The organism is uncultured Nostoc sp. (assembly GCF_964247315.1).
Taxonomy (GTDB): domain Bacteria; phylum Cyanobacteriota; class Cyanobacteriia; order Cyanobacteriales; family Nostocaceae; genus Nostoc.
Genome location: NZ_CAXTTT010000038.1, coordinates 39781 through 58097, shown reverse-complemented (window position 1 = coordinate 58097; position 18317 = coordinate 39781). Strand labels below are relative to the sequence as shown.

17 protein-coding genes and 2 pseudogenes are annotated in these 18317 nt (G+C 41.1%); 15 read left to right on the top strand and 4 right to left on the bottom strand.

Annotated elements, in window-relative coordinates:
- Positions 1-301: 301 nt before the first annotated feature.
- Complete coding sequence (locus ACFE93_RS13765; protein ID WP_375473813.1) at positions 302-970, top strand: Uma2 family endonuclease; 669 nt, start codon at positions 302-304, stop codon at positions 968-970.
- A 38-nt stretch (positions 971-1008) separates the two neighbouring features.
- Here the strand turns inward: ACFE93_RS13765 and ACFE93_RS13760 are convergent, their stop codons facing one another.
- Positions 1009-1209, bottom strand: a complete 201-nt coding sequence (locus ACFE93_RS13760; RefSeq protein WP_375473812.1) for a hypothetical protein — start codon at positions 1207-1209, stop codon at positions 1009-1011.
- Between the two features lie 239 nt (positions 1210-1448).
- Here ACFE93_RS13760 and mnmE point away from each other — a divergent pair, with 239 nt between their 5' ends.
- The 7 genes and pseudogenes from mnmE to ACFE93_RS13725 form a co-directional block, all read left to right on the top strand.
- Positions 1449-2870, top strand: coding sequence for a tRNA uridine-5-carboxymethylaminomethyl(34) synthesis GTPase MnmE (gene mnmE, locus ACFE93_RS13755; protein ID WP_375473811.1), 1422 nt, complete (start codon positions 1449-1451; stop codon positions 2868-2870).
- Positions 2871-2950: 80 nt separating this feature from the next.
- Positions 2951-3175 (top strand): hypothetical protein, encoded by a 225-nt coding sequence (locus ACFE93_RS13750; RefSeq protein ID WP_375473810.1) that lies wholly within the window; start codon positions 2951-2953, stop codon positions 3173-3175.
- Positions 3176-3337: 162 nt separating this feature from the next.
- A pseudogene (locus ACFE93_RS13745) lies at positions 3338-3681 on the top strand (element excision factor XisH family protein); the annotation flags it as partial.
- A 55-nt stretch (positions 3682-3736) separates the two neighbouring features.
- Positions 3737-4561: a class I SAM-dependent methyltransferase gene (locus tag ACFE93_RS13740; protein WP_375473809.1), complete on the top strand. Its 825-nt coding sequence runs from the start codon at positions 3737-3739 to the stop codon at positions 4559-4561.
- A gap of 41 nt (positions 4562-4602) precedes the next feature.
- Positions 4603-4911, top strand: a complete 309-nt coding sequence (cutA, locus tag ACFE93_RS13735) for a divalent-cation tolerance protein CutA (RefSeq protein WP_375473808.1) — start codon at positions 4603-4605, stop codon at positions 4909-4911.
- Between the two features lie 210 nt (positions 4912-5121).
- Positions 5122-5451 carry a hypothetical protein gene (locus ACFE93_RS13730; RefSeq protein WP_375473807.1) on the top strand — a complete coding sequence of 110 codons (330 nt, stop codon included), beginning with the start codon at positions 5122-5124 and terminating at the stop codon, positions 5449-5451.
- A pseudogene (locus tag ACFE93_RS13725) lies at positions 5418-5573 on the top strand (class II aldolase/adducin family protein); the annotation flags it as partial. The gene ACFE93_RS13730 and the pseudogene ACFE93_RS13725, both read left to right, overlap by 34 nt.
- Before the next feature lie 339 nt (positions 5574-5912).
- Here ACFE93_RS13725 and ACFE93_RS13720 read toward each other — a convergent pair.
- From ACFE93_RS13720 to ACFE93_RS13710, 3 genes are all read right to left on the bottom strand, one after another.
- Positions 5913-7358 (bottom strand): DICT sensory domain-containing protein, encoded by a 1446-nt coding sequence (locus ACFE93_RS13720; RefSeq protein ID WP_375473806.1) that lies wholly within the window; start codon positions 7356-7358, stop codon positions 5913-5915.
- A 186-nt stretch (positions 7359-7544) separates the two neighbouring features.
- Positions 7545-9047 carry a UDP-N-acetylmuramoyl-L-alanyl-D-glutamate--2,6-diaminopimelate ligase gene (locus ACFE93_RS13715; protein WP_375473805.1) on the bottom strand — a complete coding sequence of 501 codons (1503 nt, stop codon included), beginning with the start codon at positions 9045-9047 and terminating at the stop codon, positions 7545-7547.
- A gap of 53 nt (positions 9048-9100) precedes the next feature.
- Positions 9101-9382 (bottom strand): glutaredoxin family protein, encoded by a 282-nt coding sequence (locus tag ACFE93_RS13710; protein ID WP_375473804.1) that lies wholly within the window; start codon positions 9380-9382, stop codon positions 9101-9103.
- A 389-nt stretch (positions 9383-9771) separates the two neighbouring features.
- On the opposite strand from ACFE93_RS13710, the gene ACFE93_RS13705 reads away from it, so the two are divergent.
- The 7 genes from ACFE93_RS13705 to ACFE93_RS13675 all read left to right on the top strand — a co-directional run bounded on the left by ACFE93_RS13705 (position 9772) and on the right by ACFE93_RS13675 (position 18260).
- Positions 9772-10737 (top strand): homogentisate phytyltransferase, encoded by a 966-nt coding sequence (locus ACFE93_RS13705; protein WP_375473803.1) that lies wholly within the window; start codon positions 9772-9774, stop codon positions 10735-10737.
- Between the two features lie 3 nt (positions 10738-10740).
- Entirely contained in the window at positions 10741-11214 is a 474-nt protein-coding gene (locus ACFE93_RS13700; protein ID WP_375473802.1) for a tetratricopeptide repeat protein, read from the top strand.
- A gap of 419 nt (positions 11215-11633) precedes the next feature.
- A complete protein-coding gene (locus ACFE93_RS13695) occupies positions 11634-13787 on the top strand; it encodes an ATP-binding protein (RefSeq protein ID WP_375473801.1) in 2154 nt (717 codons plus the stop codon).
- 288 nt (positions 13788-14075) lie between these two features.
- A complete protein-coding gene (locus ACFE93_RS13690) occupies positions 14076-15302 on the top strand; it encodes a tetratricopeptide repeat protein (RefSeq protein ID WP_375473800.1) in 1227 nt (408 codons plus the stop codon).
- Positions 15303-15453: 151 nt separating this feature from the next.
- The gene (cobA, locus tag ACFE93_RS13685; protein WP_375473799.1) at positions 15454-17049 is read left to right on the top strand and encodes a uroporphyrinogen-III C-methyltransferase; all 1596 of its coding nucleotides are present in this window, start codon (positions 15454-15456) and stop codon (positions 17047-17049) included.
- Between the two features lie 63 nt (positions 17050-17112).
- Complete coding sequence (gene coaE, locus ACFE93_RS13680) at positions 17113-17709, top strand: dephospho-CoA kinase (RefSeq protein ID WP_375473798.1); 597 nt, start codon at positions 17113-17115, stop codon at positions 17707-17709.
- Between the two features lie 245 nt (positions 17710-17954).
- Positions 17955-18260, top strand: coding sequence for a hypothetical protein (locus ACFE93_RS13675; protein WP_375473797.1), 306 nt, complete (start codon positions 17955-17957; stop codon positions 18258-18260).
- Positions 18261-18317: the final 57 nt, after the last annotated feature.

Sequence of the window (18317 nt, the reverse complement as noted above, 5' to 3'; positions counted from 1 at the left end):
TATTGAATTCGGGTGGTCGTTTATTGAATTCGGGTGGTCGTTTATTGAATTCAAGCAGTGGTTAGGGTGGGGTAAAACCCAGATTCAAAGAACAACGTAGAGACTTGTGTGTACACCGTAGCGCCTTTTAAAAGAGGGAGGCTGGGAGGGAGAGGTCTGTCGAACTCACGTAATAATTAGGTGCTGTAGAATGCTTTAACCCTGACCAGTTTTGCATTTTAAATTCCCTGAACGCGAACAGCGGCTCTAAGAGTTGGGCTGACTGCTACGCTAAACTTATAGCAATGAGACGCTTGTTGCCATGTCTGTCGCCCAAGATTTAGAATCCCCAGAAAATGTTATATTTCCCCCAGGGAATTTATATAGTGACGAACCGCCTTTGGAAACTGACTTGCATCGGTTGCAAATGACACTGCTCATCCAATGTTTGGAGTGGCTGTGGCAAAATCGCAAAGATTTTTATGCATCGGGTAATCTCACCATCTACTACAGTCCACGCCAGCGCAAATCAGAAAATTTCCGGGGGCCAGATTTTTTTGTGGTACTGGGGACTGAACGCAAACCCCGTAAAAGTTGGGTTGTCTGGGAAGAAGATGGCAAATATCCCAATGTAATTATAGAAATTATCTCGGATAGCACAGGCGACACTGATAAAGGCTTAAAAAAACAAATTTACCAAGATATATTTCGCACGCCAGATTACTTCTGGTTTGACCCCGAAACGTTAGAATTTTCAGGGTTCCATTTGCTGGATGGTGAATATCAACCGCTAGAACGAAATCCCCAAGGCTGGTTATGGAGTCAACAGCTAGGTTTATATTTAGGAGTTGTTCAAGAAAAATTACGCTTTTACACTCGTGAAGGAGAACTGATTCCCACACCGGAAGAAGTGGCACAACACCAGAAACAACGTAGCGATCGCTTGGCAGCAAAACTGCGAGAATTAAATATAGATCCAGATACCATTTAACTTCCACGCTGTCTTGCTTGTGCCTGTTGGCTCAAATGCTATGGATCTTCAGGAAAAACCCATTTTGGCGGTTCCATCATTTTTTTTTGCAGACGTTCTTGTGCCAACTCCAGCATTTTCTCTAAGGGAGTATCTTCAATAAATTTTGCGGCTGACTCTCTAAACTCGGTATTGGGGCATTTATCCCCTAAAACACACCCGTTAACACAGGCTACAGCGCAGTTAATCTTTTGCTCCACAGTAAATTCCTCTCTCTAAAAGTTATGAGTTATAAGTTGTGAGTCATGATTTTCATCTCTAACTCTTCACCAAAGACGGGGCGTCTTTGGCTTTGCTCTTAACTCTTTACTATCAGGCATGACCTACAAGTAAATTTTACCTTGCCAGGTGGTATCTCATTAGTCTAAATACTTACCATTTAGAAACTTATGAGTTATAAGCTATGATTTTTACTCCTCACTCTTAATAAAGGGCGCTCATGTCAGAACTCTTTGCTACTACTGGAACTATAGCCGCGATCGCTACTGCTGTTGTCCCCCAACAGGGTAGTGTTGGGATTGTGCGGGTGTCTGGTTCTCAAGCAATGGCAATCGCCCAAATTCTCTTTCATGCACCAGGGCGACAAGTTTGGGAAAGTCACCAGATTCTCTACGGTTACATTCGCCATCCCCAGACGCAACAAATGGTGGATGAAGCTTTGTTGTTGATGATGAAAGCACCCCGTTCTTACACTCGTGAAGATGTAGTAGAATTCCATTGCCACGGGGGAATTATGGCAGTGCAGCAGGTATTACAACTGTGTTTGGAAAATGGGGCCAGACTAGCGCAACCTGGAGAATTTACTCTCCGCGCCTTTTTGAATGGACGATTGGATTTAACTCAAGCCGAAGGTATTGCTGATTTAGTCGGAGCTAAATCGCCCCAAGCTGCTCAAAGTGCCTTAGCTGGTTTACAAGGAAAATTAGCTCATCCGATTCGGCAGTTACGCGCTAACTGTTTGGATATTTTGGCAGAAATCGAAGCTCGGATTGATTTTGAGGAAGACCTTCCGCCGTTGGATGATAAAGCAATTATATCAGCAATCGATGAAATTGCCGCAGAAATAACTAGGTTATTGGAAACCAAAGATAAAGGTGAGTTGCTACGCACTGGTTTAAAAGTGGCAATTGTCGGGCGTCCGAATGTGGGTAAGTCGAGTTTATTGAATGCTTGGAGTCGGAGCGATCGCGCCATTGTGACTGATTTACCTGGCACAACCCGCGATGTGGTGGAATCTCAGTTAGTTGTCGGGGGAATTCCCGTACAAGTACTAGATACAGCGGGGATTCGGGAAACAACAGACCAAGTGGAAAAAATTGGTGTGGAGCGATCGCGTCGTGCCGCCAATGCAGCTGATTTAGTCTTGCTTACCATCGATGCTTCCGCAGGCTGGACAGCAGGCGATGAAGAAATTTATGAAAAGGTGCAACATCGTCCATTGATTATAGTGATTAACAAAATTGATTTAGTAGAAGAAATTGATCGGGAAAACCTTCAATCTAAAATCCCAGTTGCGCTTCCAGCGCACCAAAGGTACGAGCCAAAATCTACAATTGTCATAGCCGCAGCCCAAAATCAAGGTATTGATGCTTTAGAAACAGCAATTTTAGAGATAGTTCAATCTGGAAAAGTACAAGCGGCTGATATGGATTTAGCCATTAACCAAAGGCAGGCAGCAGCCTTAACTCAAGCTAAAATATCTTTAGAACAAGTACAAGCAACAATTGTTCAGCAGTTACCTCTTGATTTTTGGACAATTGACTTACGGGGGGCGATTCAAGCTTTGGGAGAAATTACCGGAGAAGAAGTAACAGAATCAGTTTTAGAGAGAATTTTTAGTAAGTTCTGTATCGGTAAATAAACCATAAAAGTATTAATTAAAAAAATAAAAACTCGTAATATTTATGTCTAATTTTTAATTGTTATAATACATATAATATAATGTTTGATAAAATTCCAGTTCAAGTTCTTGGTTGTCTTAAACCAGGCATAATTACGGTTATAGCCTTTCCCGGTGCAGGAATGTTAGATGGTGGGTTACTAATGGAGTTACCAACTGAAATAATTCCGGTAGAGCTACGAATGCCAAATAGTGAATTTATAGTAGTTTGCAATAAACAAAGTGGAGAGTTTACACAGGTGTTGCCAAAAAACTCATTCAAATAACATTATGTCTTTTATCAATAAGATTAATTTTGTAAACGCATTGATTTTGAGAGCTAATATAAATAAAATTACCAGTTCAAACCATTTGTTTTGATAGAATTTTTATAGTTGCTGCCAACAAAAACTGCCAGTGAATATATTTACAATTAAACTATGTAAGCTAAAAATATTTTTCATAATACTGTTTCTTCAGCTTTAAAAAAGGATGGGTGGACTATTACCGATGACCCTTTATCATTTAAAACAGCAATTTTAGAGATAGTTCAATCTAGAAAAGTGCAAGCGGCTGATATGGATTTAGCTATTAACCAAAGGCAGGCAGCAGCCTTAACTAAGCTAAAATATATTTGGAACAAGTACAAGCAACAATTGTTCAGGAGTTACCTCTTTATTTTTAGACAATTGACTTACGGGGTGTGATTCAAGCTTTAGGATAAATTACTGGAGAGGAAGTCACAGAATCAGTTTTAGAGAGGATTTTTAGTAAGTTCTGTATCGGGAAATAAACAGCAAAATTGTTCTAAAATGAAATTGGACTTCATCGCTGACACACCCTAGCTTATGCAAGACTTTAGACAAGAAATAAATGCCAGAGCTTCTATGGATTTGGAACAGCGAAGGACTTGGTATTCTCCCGTTGCTGATGTTTATTACAATGCAAGACCGCACTATCCACATAAACTAATCGATAGGTCTGTCGCTTTAGCCCAACTTGACTCAGATGCATCGATTCTTGAGGTTGGTTGTGGTCCAGGAAATGCGACGGTAGCTTTTGCTCAATTTGGTTTTTCAATGACGTGTATTGAGCCAAACCAGGATTTTTGTCATTTGGCACAACACAACTGCGATCGATATCCAAAAGTTACAATTTGCAATACTTCATTTGAGGAGTGGGAACTCGAAGCAAAACAGTTCAATGCCGTTCTAGGAGCCAATGCCTTTCACTGGATACCGCCAGAGATTAGATATACCAAGGCAGCAGCGGCAATGTGCGATAACGGTTTTCTGATCCTGCTATGGAATCTGACCCCAGAACCGAAATACGAAGTTTACCAAGTTTTAGAGGAAGTGTATCAAACTTATGCGCCCTCCTTTGTTCGATATGAAGGTGCACAGATTCAAGCGGAGATTTTGAGGGGGTTTGGACAAGAGATTTTAGACTCCAATTGTTTTAAAGAGTTGGTTGTTGAGCAAACTGCTTGTGAAATCACCTATAGCATTGATGACTACCTCAAGCTTTTGAGTACCTTTCGGAGACTAGAGCCACAAGCAAAAGAGTTACTATTTGCAGGATTGCGGGAGAAGCTAGAAAAATTTGGAGATAGCATACAACTCTCGTTTCTTTCTGCTGTTCATGTTGCTCGCAAAGCACCCGTGAAAGGTTAAGGAATTGCACAAATGTCTTTAATTGTAAGTCGAAAACTTTTATGAAAATCTACTATGTAACTTTAAATAACATAGACGAAGCACGCCAAATTGGTCGGGCATTACTGGAATGTAAGTTAGCAGTTTGTGTCAATTGGTTCCCAATTACTTGTGCTTATAGTTGGCAAGGAGAAATTACTGAAGAACCAGAAGTTGTTTTAATTATCAAAACTCAAGATGGTTATGCTTTAGAAATAGAAAAACTTATTCAAGAGCATATTACTTATACTAATTTTATCGCCGAAATTTCTCCGACAGCAGTTAATCAGGGTTTTGTCAATTGGTTGAATACAGAAGTTTCACCGCGCTAACAATAGAAATTATCTAAGAAGACAGCACAAATACAGGTATACAAGGTATAAGGGCAGAGAAAATGGCTGGGAGCAAGATATGAACCTGCCACGGGTATGATTAACGCTCCTGCCAAATATGAAACAATAGAATACTTTTTAAATAGTGTATTTGCTCCCACGAGTTATGCCTCGAAAGCCTTATTATAACTATTTTACTAGAGGTCAAAAATGGCAGTTCTCAAACTAGAAAATGGAACTCTCCAAACCGATTTAATTCACATTGCCCAGGAATTAGCCCCCCTGAATATTCAAATTAATCGCCTGACTGTAGCAGATAACCCCAAACTCCAACATTTGTTGGCACAGGATAGTCTCAACGAAGATGAAAAAGAACAAGTACTCAAAGCAATAGATAGTTACTTTGAGCAACTACAACAGACAGCCGGCTATAAATCTCGTGATTTGGTTGTTCTTCATCAAGGGATTCCTAACCTTGATGAGTTAATGGCAAAGTTTGACCAAATTCAGTCACTCCACCGCAAATATCCGCATTACTAATTCGCGATCATGGTTTGACAGTTTGGGCTTGTTCTTTTGAAGCTGCTCGTAATTATATTGAGTTATTAGACTACATCTTTCGCTACATGGTTGCCGCCATTCGGTTAGGCATAAATATCTGAATGAGACTAACTATTGACTATGGACTTTTGATTATGAACTAATGGCCAATAATGCTGGAGTCACAAAATTAAGATATTAGACCTCTTGCAAAAATCCTTGAATTACCCCTCCCCAACCCTCCCCTTGTGAAGGGGAGGGGGCAAGATTTCAAGTTTCCCCCCTTTATAAGGGGGGATTAAGGGGGGTCTATTCGACTTATGCAAGAGGTCTATTGTTTTGGGTTTTCATGCTCCCTACAAACGGAAGTTTACTGAGTTTGCAGCAGGTTAGGCAAAATAACTGTAGGAGTTATAAGTTATGAGTGATGAGTTATGAATTTTTAACTCATCACTTATAACTCATAACTCATTTTCTGTAGCGATCGCTTTTGGGATATTACCAACACTTGCCAGGTGTACTGTAAAGGTAGAACCTTCAGATAATTTACTTTTTACAGAAATAGATCCACCACAGCGCAGTAGCAATTGCTGTACAATTGTTAACCCCAACCCAGCACCACCATAATCTTCGGTTACTGCTGTACGCACACGATAAAACCGATCGAAGATTTTGGGAATTTCGTTTTCGGCAATACCGATACCTGTGTCGCGGAATTCTAATTGGACATAATCGCCTTGAGTACGGGCACGCACCCATACTTGACCTCCATTAGGAGTAAACTTAAGACTGTTGTGCAGCAGATTAATCACAATTTGTCTCAGCTTACCAGTCACGCACCAAACAGATGGGAGTTCAGTCGGTACGGTGTAGGCTAGCATAATTCCTTTTTCTTGGGCTACAGGTTGGTAAGTACTGACTACTCCAGGTACAATCTCTGAGAGACGCACCAACTCCAAAGTCGTCCCCTCTAAATTCTGTTCTAGTTGCACCAGTTCCAAAAAACCAGTAATCAGGGAATTTTGCTGATCGCACTGCGTATTTAACATTTGTAAATAACGTTGTCGCTGTGGGGGTTTAAGATTAGGGGAATTTAATAACGAAAGTGCTGTCTTCATGTGCGTCAAGGATATACGTAGTTCCTGACAGACATTTTTCAGGTATTCATCTTTGAGTTGCTCTTTGTTGTGCAGTTCTTGATTTTGCTGCTCCAACTTATTAGTACGTACTGTGATGATTTGACGATTAATTTCATCTTGTCGGAGGAGTTGTTTTGCCAACAGTTGATTCATAAGTGTGGCTTCGGGCACAGTTGGACAAATAAAACTAGCAGGTATTGAGGATGATTCTGGTGCAATCGCTTGTTGGATACCATTTAATACTTGCTGAATTACTCTCCCCTCAACAGTAGTTATAATCAGCAACGGCTGGTTTTTATTAGTATTTATCTTCCCCGATGTCTGATTTTTGCGTTTTTTTAGTGGTCGATGAGCCAAAATTAAACTGCAAAACTGGGGTGATAACACCATCAGAAAGTTTTCCCGTCGCATTTGGCTATCTGGTGGTAGGTAAACAGGGACATAATGTGGAGATGAGGGAGACAAAGTAAAATTTTCTTCCCCTGCTTCCCCTGCGCCGATTCTTCTCTTCTCCTCAATCTGGCAAGTATAAATGAGACTAGACGCACCTACCGAGGATTGATAACGCGCTAATTCTGATTGCCAAATTTTATCTGGTGGTAGCTTCACCCATAGAGTGGCTGCAATTTGCTGCTCAATGAGTAAGTCAATTTGCGCTCTTACCAGTGATAGCAGAGTAGCAGGACTGAGGGACAATGGTTTAGGAGGCGTTTGCACTCCCATAACCAGTTGATAAACAGACAGATCCTTAGTCAGAGAAACATTCATGAGTCAAGCACAACTTGGATGAAGCAAGAAATAATTCTGTCTTCGATTTTCACCTTTATGTGTGCATCTTTTACAAAATCACTACGGAAAGAAACATTAACTATAAAAAACTCTACCTAGAGGAGAGTGGGGAATGGGGAATGGGGAAGAGTTACCAATGCCCAATGCCCATGCCCAATGCCCAAATTAAGCTTGTACGTTAAGTCTTTCGTGTAAAGCGTCGCGTGCGTGTTCTCGGTCGTCAAAATGGATTTTTTCGGTGCCGAGAATTTGGTAGTCTTCGTGACCTTTACCAGCAAGCAATACTCCATCACCGGGTTGTGCTTGTAAAATAGCAGTACGAATTGCGATCGCCCGATCGCAAATTACTGTTGGCTGCACTGTGTCAGCTATTCCCGCCAAAATATCTTGCAAAATCCTTTCTGGATCTTCAGTCCGGGGATTATCTGATGTCACCACTGCCACATCAGCTAACTGGGCGGCAATTTTACCCATTTTTGGGCGCTTAGTGCGATCGCGATCGCCTCCACAACCAAATACACAAATCAATTTACCAGGTATAAACGGACGTGCAGCTTTCAATAAATTTTCCAAGCTATCGGGTGTGTGGGCATAATCCACAATCACGCTAATATCTTGCTCAGTACTAATCTGTACCCGTTCCATCCGTCCGGGGACTCCGGGAAATTCAGGTATTACATTTGCCACTAACTGCAAATCTAGCCCTAAGTGCAAAACTGCTCCTACGGCTGCTAAAAGATTTTCTAAATTATATTGTCCGACTAGGGGCGATCGAAAAGCCACGTCACCTTTTGGTGTATGTAATGTCCCACTAACACCATTTGGCTGGTAACTTAAATCGCTCATCCATAAATCAGCGCTGTTGTCGTTGACGCTGTAACTCCAAACTCGTTCGGAATCCAACGATACAATTAACCGCTTCCCGTAAGAATCATCAGCATTAATTATTGCCCGTCCCTTGAGATAATTAGGACTAAATAACAACGCTTTGGCAGCAAAGTAATCTTCCATATCGCTGTGATAGTCAAGATGGTCTTGAGTAAGATTACTAAATACCGCCACCTCAAATTCACACCCCAACACTCTACCTTGGGACAAAGCGTGAGAACTGACTTCCATTACCCCGAACTCACTCCCAGCCTTTACCGCCTCTGCTAGCTGCTGTTGCAGTTCCACCGCAAAAGGGGTAGTGTGGGCAGCAGTTTGCTCAAAACCTGCCCAACGAGTGTAGAGAGTTCCCATCAAAGCTGTAGCTAAATTAGCTTGCCCTAGCAGAAATTCAATTAAATGAGTAGTCGTAGTTTTGCCATTTGTACCAGTTACGCCTACCAACTTGAGTTTTCGCCCCGGATAACCATAAAAAGCACTGGCTATCTGGGCACAAGCTTGAGTGATGTTACTTGCACTAATGACCACAGCCTGATTTGTGGGAGGATTTTTTTGTGCAGCTTCGGGAGAAACGATCGCAGCTACAGCCCCCGATGCGATCGCACTTTGCCAAAATTCTCCACCATCAACCCGCGTTCCTGGCATCCCAATAAACAAATCTCCCACACGACAAGCATGGGAATTCGTCTTTAAACCCCTAACTTCCACATCCTCCAAAGTTGGATAACTAGGCAATTGCTCAACACTGTCTACCGCTGTTAGTAATTCCCGCAATTTCATTTTGTGAACCTCGTCACATTCTTAATCTTGCGCTTATTCTGCATTATTTTTTTCTAATTGGCTAAATATTTACGCAACATTTGCTCTAACTGTTGCACGCTAGCACGAGGAGAAGGACGCGGCAATGGTTTCTCACTTCCCTCCTCATCCTCTGTGCCTCTGTGGTTCGATAAATAAAGTACCGGCACTTCATACTCATACGCAGCAAACCAATCTTCACGAGTCGTAATATCCCTCATTTCCAACTCGAAACTGAGATTTTGGATTTGTTCTAGCTTTTCTTGCAAGCCTTCACATAGATGACAGCCGGGTTTACTGTATAAAATTAATCGCATTCTTGATTTGAATTGGCGCAAGAAGTTATAAGTTTAGAATAACGTAGACGCTTCGGCTTGTCGCAGGCTACCGCAGAGGGCACAAAGGAGAAGGGTAGCCAATTTCAAAGTCCTTCTCCCAAGCTCTACGGTGTATACAGAAGTCCTTTTGACCCCCTCTAACTCCCCCTTAGTAAGGGGGAGAACCGGATATTACCCTCTTTGCAAGAGGGGATTAAGGAGGGTAAATCCAGGCTTTGGGCTTCATTACCAAGATGTGTGTACACCGTAGCTCCCAAGCTTGGGAGAGGAATTTAGGATGAGAGCTCATTGATTCATGAAAGAAGTCTAATGACCAAATTCTGTGACAATGATTAACAACCAGCCAGAATACTGTATCTAAGCTACTCATGAGCCAAAGTTCTCAAAACAGCCCTTTACCAGGCAAACCTGTTCAATCATATTTCCAGTGGTTATACGCTTTCTGGAAATTCTCTCGCCCTCACACAATTATTGGTACAAGTCTAAGTGTTTTGGGTTTATATTTAATTGCTATTGCCATAAGTAGAGACGCGATTAATCATATCTCTACGTATTCCCTACTCCCTGTCTTCGGTGCATGGATTGGTTGTCTGTGTGGCAATGTCTACATTGTGGGGTTGAATCAATTAGAAGATGTGGAAATTGACAAGATTAATAAGCCTCATTTACCCTTAGCGTCTGGTGAGTTTTCTCAGCAAACTGGGCAATTAATTGTCGCTTCTACTGGGATTTTGGCGCTGGTTGTGGCATGGCTAACTGGCCCGTTCTTATTAGGTATGGTAGCAATTAGCTTGGCCATTGGTACTGCTTATTCTTTACCGCCAATTCGCTTAAAACAGTTTCCCGTTTGGGCAGCGCTGTGTATTTTTTCGGTGCGCGGTACGATTGTTAACTTAGGGCTATATCTGCATTACAGTTGGGCGTTGCAACAAAGCCAAATAATTCCGCCTGTGGTGTGGGTGCTGACATTATTTATTTTGGTGTTTACCTTTGCGATCGCTATTTTTAAAGATATCCCCGATATGGAAGGCGATCGCCTCTACAATATTACTACTTTCACTATTAAACTTGGGCCCCAGGCTGTGTTCAATCTATCTCTTTGGGTAATAACTGCCTGTTATTTGGGAATAATTCTGGTTGGGGTGCTACACGTCGCCTCGATTAACCCGATATTCCTGGTAATTGCTCATTTTGGGCTATTGCTTTGGCTGTGGTTGCGGAGTTTGACGGTAGACTTACAAGATAAAAGTGCGATCGCTCAATTCTACCAATTTATTTGGAAACTCTTTTTTATAGAATATCTAATTTTTCCTATCGCCTGTCTTTTGGCTTAGACAATGCTAGAAACCTTTCCCACTAGTTCGATTATCGCTGCTGTTGTAGTTGTTCTGAGTCTGTCACTCCTTGGCTATTTCGCTTGGAAAACTTTGATAACCTCAGACTTGTTTCAAAAAGGGATCAATCTTGCCCAAGCAAAAGATTACCAAGGTGCAGAAGCAGCTTTTCGCAAAGTGATTTCCATCAACTCTACAAATGATGTAGTACGCTTGTTTTTGGGAGATGTTTTAAACCAGCGAGGACAAGTAGAGGAAGCAACAGAATTATTTCGGGAAGTAATTCGCCGTAGTCCGAAAAATCCTGATGCTTACTTGCGTCTGGCGAATATCCTCATGCAGCAAGAGCGAGAAGAAGAAGCTAAAACTAACCTACTACAAGCTAAAGATTTATTACAAAAACAGCGCCAACCTGAAAAAGCTAAAAAAATCACTCAACTGTTAGATAAAATGAGTGCTAAGTCAAGCGAATCTTAACTTTAATGAGAATTGCAGAGATTAAATTTTCTTGTTGTGTCTCCTAATTTTTTTGCCATTCTCATCATAATGATGGGAATGGTTTTTCTTTGGTAACTTACTAGTGCATACTATAATTATATCCGCAATTTCCGCCAATTTGACCACTCTCTTCATAGCCATTATAATTGCAATCGGATGCGCAACAAGCTCCATAGCCACAATTAATTGATTTAGACTTTGAAGAGAAAATATGGGGAATTCTAAATGATTTCTTTTTGCAAAACAGCGATGATACTAACAGCCTTTTTGTTTTGTAAAGACATATTGTAGTCTCCTTAAGCAGTACAGAAATTAGACACACTGTACCAGTAATATTTTGGTACGAGAATAATATTAAGCAAAAACAGAGATTTTATCGATTAAACAATCAAGTATTTATGTCAAATATAATATCAGAATTGTGGACTAACTTTTTGACATCAGAATCATTTATTCCACATGGACATTGCTATCTATGGCAAACGAATTTAGTTTGGTTACACATATTATCTGACGCATTCATTGCACTAGCTTATTACTCGATTCCAGCTACACTCTTCTACTTTGTCCGCAAGCGACAAGATTTGCCCTTTGATTGGATTTTTTTGCTGTTTAGTGGATTTATCATAGCTTGCGGCACCACTCATTTAATGGAGATTTGGACACTTTGGCATCCAACCTATTGGATGTCGGGATTTCTCAAAGCAGTAACTGCAACAATATCTGTAATTACAGCAGTAGAGCTTATATCTTTAGTTCCACAAGCACTGGCACTTCCTAGCCCTACTCAATTAGAACAAGCAAATCAAGAACTTCAAACACAAATATCCGAACGCTTATGGGTAGAGGAGGAACTGCGAAAATACCAGAATCATCTCGAAGAAATGGTTGCTGTTCGTACCAATGAAATTACTAAGACTAACGAACAATTACAACAAGAAATTCTTGAACGCCAACGCATTTTAGAAATTCTCCGACAAAGCGAAGAACGCTACCGTTACTTGGCTGAGGCAATTCCTCAACTTGTCTGGACAACTAAACCTAACGGCGAATGCGATTATTTTAATCAAAATTGGTGCGAATACACTGGGCTAACATTAGAGCAATCTTTGGGTTCTGGTTGGTTAGCTGCATTGCATCCAGATGATCTTCAAAGAGCTGATAAAGTATGGTCTGATGCTGTAAAAAATAGCACTATATATAATAATGAATATCGCTTTAAACGAGCTGCTGATGGTTCCTATCGTTGGCAGCTAGCGCGAGGTTTACCACTCAAAGATGAGCAAGGTTTTGTAGTCAAGTGGTTTGGAACCTGTACAGATATCCACGAACAAAAACAAATACTTGAAGAACGAGCGCACCTGCTGGAATTAGAACAAGTAGCACGAGCGAAAGCAGAAACAGCCAATCGAATTAAAGATGAATTTTTAGCCGTCCTCTCGCACGAACTACGCACTCCACTCAACGCAATTCTCGGCTGGTCAAAGTTGTTGCAAACCCGTAGGTTAGACGAAACAAAGACATCTGAAGCACTAGCCACAATCGAGCGGAATGCTACCTTACAAGTTCAACTCATTGAGGATTTACTGGATATTTCCAGAATTTTACAAGGCAAACTTACGCTGAATATCACAAAGATTAATCTAAAGTCTACGATATTGTCGGCACTACAGACAATGCAATTAGCAGCAGAAACAAAGTTGATTGAGGTGAATACAGTATTTGAACCAGGTGTAAGGCAAATCATGGGCGACTCGACTCGTTTGCAGCAAGTCGTCTGGAATTTCCTTTCTAACGCAATCAAATTTACACCAAGGGGAGGAAAGGTAGAAGTGCGATTAGAGGAAACTGATGGCTATGCTCAAATCATCGTTAGCGATACGGGTAAGGGAATTAGCGCTGACTTTTTGCCATTCGTGTTTGATTACTTTCGCCAAGCAGATAGCACCTCTACGAGAAATTTTGGTGGATTAGGACTGGGATTGGCAATTGTACGTAATATCATCGAAATGCATGGCGGCATCGTCAAAGCAGATAGCCACGGTGAGGGTAAAGGGGCAATATTTACTGTTAGCTTACCGCTTCTGGCAGATGAAAGTCCAAGGCTGACGGATAAACAAAATTACCCTGCATTCTTAGCTATTAACTCCTTACCTTTGAATGGTATCCGGGTTTTAGTTGTCGATGATGATACTGATTCACGAGATTTTGTTGCTTTTGTATTAGAGCAAGATGGGGCTTTTGTTATGGCAGTATCTTCGGCTGATGAAGCATTAAAAACTTTAACAGAGGTCAAGCCAGATGTGTTAGTCAGCGATATTAGTATGCCCGATATGGATGGCTATATGTTAATACATGAAATGAGAACTCGGACACCAGAACAAGGTGGACAAATTCCAGCAATTGCCTTGACTGCGTTTGCAAGAAACAATGACTACGAAAAAGTCCTAAAAGCTGGGTTTCAGATACATTTATCCAAACCTTTTAACCCAGAAAAATTAATTGCAGCTATTGTTAAACTTATGGAAACAGAAGTGTCAGCAATTACATAAAAACGACTTTTTACTTTTAATAAAGCACCATCTATTAGACTTCTTATATGAATCCCTCTCCAAGCTTGGGAGAGGGATTTAGGGTGAGGGTTTTTGTGTACAAATAAACAATTATATGAAAGTACACTTGTATCAAGTTAGCTTAATCACTTATAATTCTTGCTAGAACCCCGCCAAAGCGACGCTTTTGCTCCTCTAAGAGTAAGGAAGGGCTGAGATGGGGTATTTTGACATCGCAATTAGCCGAACTTGATATTATATGTAAACCAAGCAAGTAAGGTAATAAAAATGCTGAAAAACAAGAATCTACTGGTAGCAGCTATTATCTGCTTGTGTTTGAGTAATGGGAATAGTGCCTTTGGTAAAGATGTTGGTGTTATTTTAGCAAAAATTCAAAATACTCAGTCCGCAGTTATTTGGAACAAAAACGCAGTTGCTAACTTCGAGCAAGGAAGCAATCTCTATAAACAGGGAGATTTAAAAGGAGCAGAGGCGGCTTTTCGGAAAGCAATTGAACTAGAACCCAATTTTGCACAAGCTTATATTGCCTTGGGAAATACTCTCGACGATCGAGGTAAACCACAAGAAGCGATCGCCCAATACAATAAAGCTATTAGCCTCGATCCTCAAGACTCTGGAGCATACTTTAATCTGGGTTTGACTTTAGCAAGACTGAATCAGTTAGAAGCTGCGATCGCACAATATCAAAAAGCCATCAGCCTTGAACCCAAGTATGCTGAAGCTCACTATAACTTAGGAAATGCTCTCTACGCTCAAGGCAAACTCACAGAAGCAGTTACCGAATATACAGCAGCAATTCACCTCAAACCAGACTATGCACCGACTTATACTCGTTTAGGAAATGCTCTGTACGATCGAGGTGAGCTAGCAGAAGCAGTTACTCAGTATAAAAAATCCATTAGCTTCGATCCTAAGTATGCAGACGCTCACTATTACTTAGGAAACGCTTTGTACGCTCAAGGAAAGCCAGCAGAAGCAGTCGCCAACTATACCGAAGCCATTCGTCTCGAACCGAAAAATCCAGCAGGTTATAATGCCTTGGGAAATACTCTATACGCTCAAGGCAAACTAGAAGAAGCGATCGCACATTACAAAAAAGCCATCAGCTTTGCTCCCAACTATGCAGACGCTCACTATAATTTAGCAAGTGCTTTTTACGCTCAAGGCAAGCTAACAGAAGCAATCGCCGGCTATACCGCAGCGATTCGTCTCGATCCCAAACACGCACAAGCTTACACAGGTTTGGGAAATGCGATGGACGATCGAGGTAAACCTCAAGAAGCGATCGCACATTACAAAAAAGCCATTAGCCTCGTCCCCAACGATGCATTCACTTACTATAATTTGGGAATCACTTTGGGAAGACAACAACAACCAAAAGAAGCGATCGTAAATCTCAAAAAAGCCAGAGAATTATTCCAAGCTGAGAAAAATAAGGAGATGGTTGAGCAAGTCGATCGGCTAATCCAAAAAATTAATACTCAAACGAATTGAATAAAGGGATTGGGGATTGGGGACTGGGGAAGGTGGGCCCCCCTCTGGGGATAAGGGGTAATGGGGACTAGGAAAGAAGCAGGGAAGAAGAACTATTAACAAATGACAAATGACAAATGACAAATGACAAATGACAAATGACAAATGACAAATGACAAAACAAAGGGGTAAAGTCTACCTCGTAGGTGCTGGGCCTGGAGATGCAGCATACTTAACAGTAAAAGCTGACAATCTTTTAGCTGCTGCTCAGGTGTTAGTTTACGATGCTTTAGTAGATGCTCAATTATTGCAGTGCGTACCAGATGATTGCCTGAAGTTAGATGTCGGTAAACGTGGTGGCAAACCCAGTACAAGCCAAGCACAGATTAACAAGTTACTGGTGAAGCACTGTCTGCAAGGAAAACAAGTTGTACGGCTCAAATCAGGCGATCCGTTGATTTTTGGGCGTTGCACTTCCGAAATTGAAGCGTTGAAAACATCCGGTTGTGATTTTGAACTAGTACCAGGAATTTCCTCAGCCCTTGCAGCACCTTTGTTGGCAGGAATTCCCTTAACAGATCCGGTGTTAAGCCGCACTTTTGCAGTGCTTACAGCTCACGAACCAGAGGTTTTAGACTGGGAGGCACTCTCACGCTTAGAGACACTGGTAATTTTGATGGGAGGGCGACATCTACAAAAGATTGTACATCAACTTGTGCGACATGGGCGATCGCACTTAACACCCATTGCCATCATCCGTTGGGCAGGAACTCCCGATCAACAAATTTGGACGGCGCAACTGGGCAATATTCTGGAACAAACCGTCGGATTATCCCTTTCCCCGGCGGTAATTGTGATTGGCGAAGTTGTTGGGCTACGCAAGTACTTACAACCTGAGAAAATAGATTGTCAGGATTCGACTTCAGCCAAAACTTTTAGCCCCCCTGCTATGTCAAGCAATTTCCCCCTATCTCCCCTTCCCCTTACTGGTAAAATGATCTTGGTGACACGTTCAGTTGGCCAATCGAGTCAATTTAGCGATCGCCTCATTGCATCAGGTGCAACAGTCATCGAAATGCCTACCTTAGAAATCGGCCCGCCCTCTAGTTGGGAAGCTTTGGATAATGCGATCGCTCATTTATCTGACTTCGACTGGTTAATTCTCACTTCTACCAATGGCATAGACTACTTTTTTGAAAGGCTAACTACCCAAGGTAAAGATAGCCGCGCCTTAGCTGGCATCAAAATTGCCGTCGTTGGTGAGAAAACAGCCCAAAGTCTCAAACAACGCTCTCTGCAAGCAGATTTTATTCCCCCTAACTTTGTTGCCGATTCTTTAGTGGAAAATTTTCCAGATAAATTAGATGGTAAAAAGGTTTTATTTCCCAGAGTTGAAAGCGGCGGCAGAGAAGTTTTAATTAAGGAATTAACTCTCAAGGGAGCAAAGGTGATAGAAGTTGCAGCATATCAATCTTGTTGTCCTAGTAGTATTCCACCTGCGGCAAAGTTAGCTCTCCAAAACCGCAAAGTAGATGCGATCACCTTTGCCAGTTCTAAAACTGTACAATTTTTTTGTCAACTTACTAACAACATATTTTCTAACAACTCTGATGCTAGCCAATTCTTAGAGGGAGTTTGTATTGCCTCTATCGGCCCCCAAACCTCCAAAACTTGCCATGATTTATTTGGACGTGTGGATATAGAAGCCCAAGAATACACTTTAGATGGTTTAACCCAAGCACTGATCGCATGGGCGGCAAATTTTTAGATGAGAGAGCAAGGGAGGCAGAGGAGCAGAGGAGAATAACTACTGACAAATGACTAATGACAAATGACAAAACGTATAATCGGCTTAACTGGAGGTATTGCTACAGGCAAAACCACTGTCACCAATTATTTAGCTAGCACTTATAACCTGCCGATTTTGGATGCAGATATTTATGCTAGAGAGGCAGTCTCTTTAGGTTCGCCGATTCTGGGCGCGATCGCTCAACGTTACGGCGAGCAAATTTTACTACCAAATGGCAGCCTCAACCGCCAAAAGCTAGGTGAAGTTATCTTTAATCGTCAAGATGAACGCAACTGGATAGAAGATTTGATTCATCCTGATGTGCGCGATCGCTTTCTCAAAGCAATTGCTCAGTCTCCCTCACAAACACTGGTGTTAGTAGTGCCTCTATTATTTGAAGCTGGGATGACTGATTTGGTAACAGAAATCTGGGTAGTGCGTTGTTCTCAAGAGCAACAACTACAAAGATTGATACAACGAAACCATTTAAATACAGAACAAGCACGAGCCAGGATTAACAGCCAGTTATCCATCGAAGAAAAAGTGGCTCAAGGAGATGTTGTTTTAGATAACTCTTCTACCCTAGAAGTACTACTGAAGCAGATAGATGTAGCTCTAGCCACTACAAGTAGTGACTAGATTCCATTGATATTAAAATAATATATACATATATGACATTTTCAAGACATAAAAAGCTTATTAATTAATACTAGATAGTTAAGCAAAAAACTGATATTTCACCAAATCTCGTCCAACAGTTAGGTGATTTTACAGTTGAATTTGCGGTTAATAGTACTGTAAATTTAAAAAAATCGGCTTTTAAATGAATTATAAGTTCTATTTTTTAATTGTTTTTAAGTGCCTTCTCTTCAATCAGAACAGGTATGAACTTAAGTTTTAGTTTTTTAAATAAATTAGCTGTGGTTCTCTCTCCCATAACAGAATTAAAACAAAAAAATAAAATCCATGATTATAGACAACAAGTTTGGGGAGGTGACTACATATTTGAGCGCCTCAATGAAGGAACAATCGGGTACATGACTGGAGTAGGGAAAAGCGTTAAAACCTGCGATCGCATTATTTTACGAGAAGGTTGTGAATCTTATCAATATCAAGTTGAAGAAATTGATTACTACTCCGCTCCATCTGATATGTGGACAGCTTTACTCAAGCAAATACCGAATGACTAAATATTAAAGTCAACCAGTTGCTTCAATTTTAGAGTTCAATACAGTTCAGAATGAGCA

Coding starts and splice junctions, on each gene's coding strand:
- ACFE93_RS13705 (WP_375473803.1), top strand. CDS start 9,772: ATGAGCCAAAGTTCTCAAAACAGCCCTTTACCAGGCAAACCTGTTCAA.
- mnmE (WP_375473811.1), top strand. CDS start 1,449: ATGTCAGAACTCTTTGCTACTACTGGAACTATAGCCGCGATCGCTACT.
- ACFE93_RS13675 (WP_375473797.1), top strand. CDS start 17,955: ATGAACTTAAGTTTTAGTTTTTTAAATAAATTAGCTGTGGTTCTCTCT.
- coaE (WP_375473798.1), top strand. CDS start 17,113: ATGACAAAACGTATAATCGGCTTAACTGGAGGTATTGCTACAGGCAAA.
- ACFE93_RS13740 (WP_375473809.1), top strand. CDS start 3,737: ATGCAAGACTTTAGACAAGAAATAAATGCCAGAGCTTCTATGGATTTG.
- ACFE93_RS13750 (WP_375473810.1), top strand. CDS start 2,951: ATGTTTGATAAAATTCCAGTTCAAGTTCTTGGTTGTCTTAAACCAGGC.
- ACFE93_RS13765 (WP_375473813.1), top strand. CDS start 302: ATGTCTGTCGCCCAAGATTTAGAATCCCCAGAAAATGTTATATTTCCC.
- cobA (WP_375473799.1), top strand. CDS start 15,454: ATGACAAAACAAAGGGGTAAAGTCTACCTCGTAGGTGCTGGGCCTGGA.
- ACFE93_RS13720 (WP_375473806.1), bottom strand. CDS start 7,358: ATGAATGTTTCTCTGACTAAGGATCTGTCTGTTTATCAACTGGTTATG.
- ACFE93_RS13730 (WP_375473807.1), top strand. CDS start 5,122: ATGGCAGTTCTCAAACTAGAAAATGGAACTCTCCAAACCGATTTAATT.
- ACFE93_RS13715 (WP_375473805.1), bottom strand. CDS start 9,047: ATGAAATTGCGGGAATTACTAACAGCGGTAGACAGTGTTGAGCAATTG.
- cutA (WP_375473808.1), top strand. CDS start 4,603: ATGAAAATCTACTATGTAACTTTAAATAACATAGACGAAGCACGCCAA.
- ACFE93_RS13700 (WP_375473802.1), top strand. CDS start 10,741: ATGCTAGAAACCTTTCCCACTAGTTCGATTATCGCTGCTGTTGTAGTT.
- ACFE93_RS13690 (WP_375473800.1), top strand. CDS start 14,076: ATGCTGAAAAACAAGAATCTACTGGTAGCAGCTATTATCTGCTTGTGT.
- ACFE93_RS13710 (WP_375473804.1), bottom strand. CDS start 9,382: ATGCGATTAATTTTATACAGTAAACCCGGCTGTCATCTATGTGAAGGC.
- ACFE93_RS13695 (WP_375473801.1), top strand. CDS start 11,634: ATGTCAAATATAATATCAGAATTGTGGACTAACTTTTTGACATCAGAA.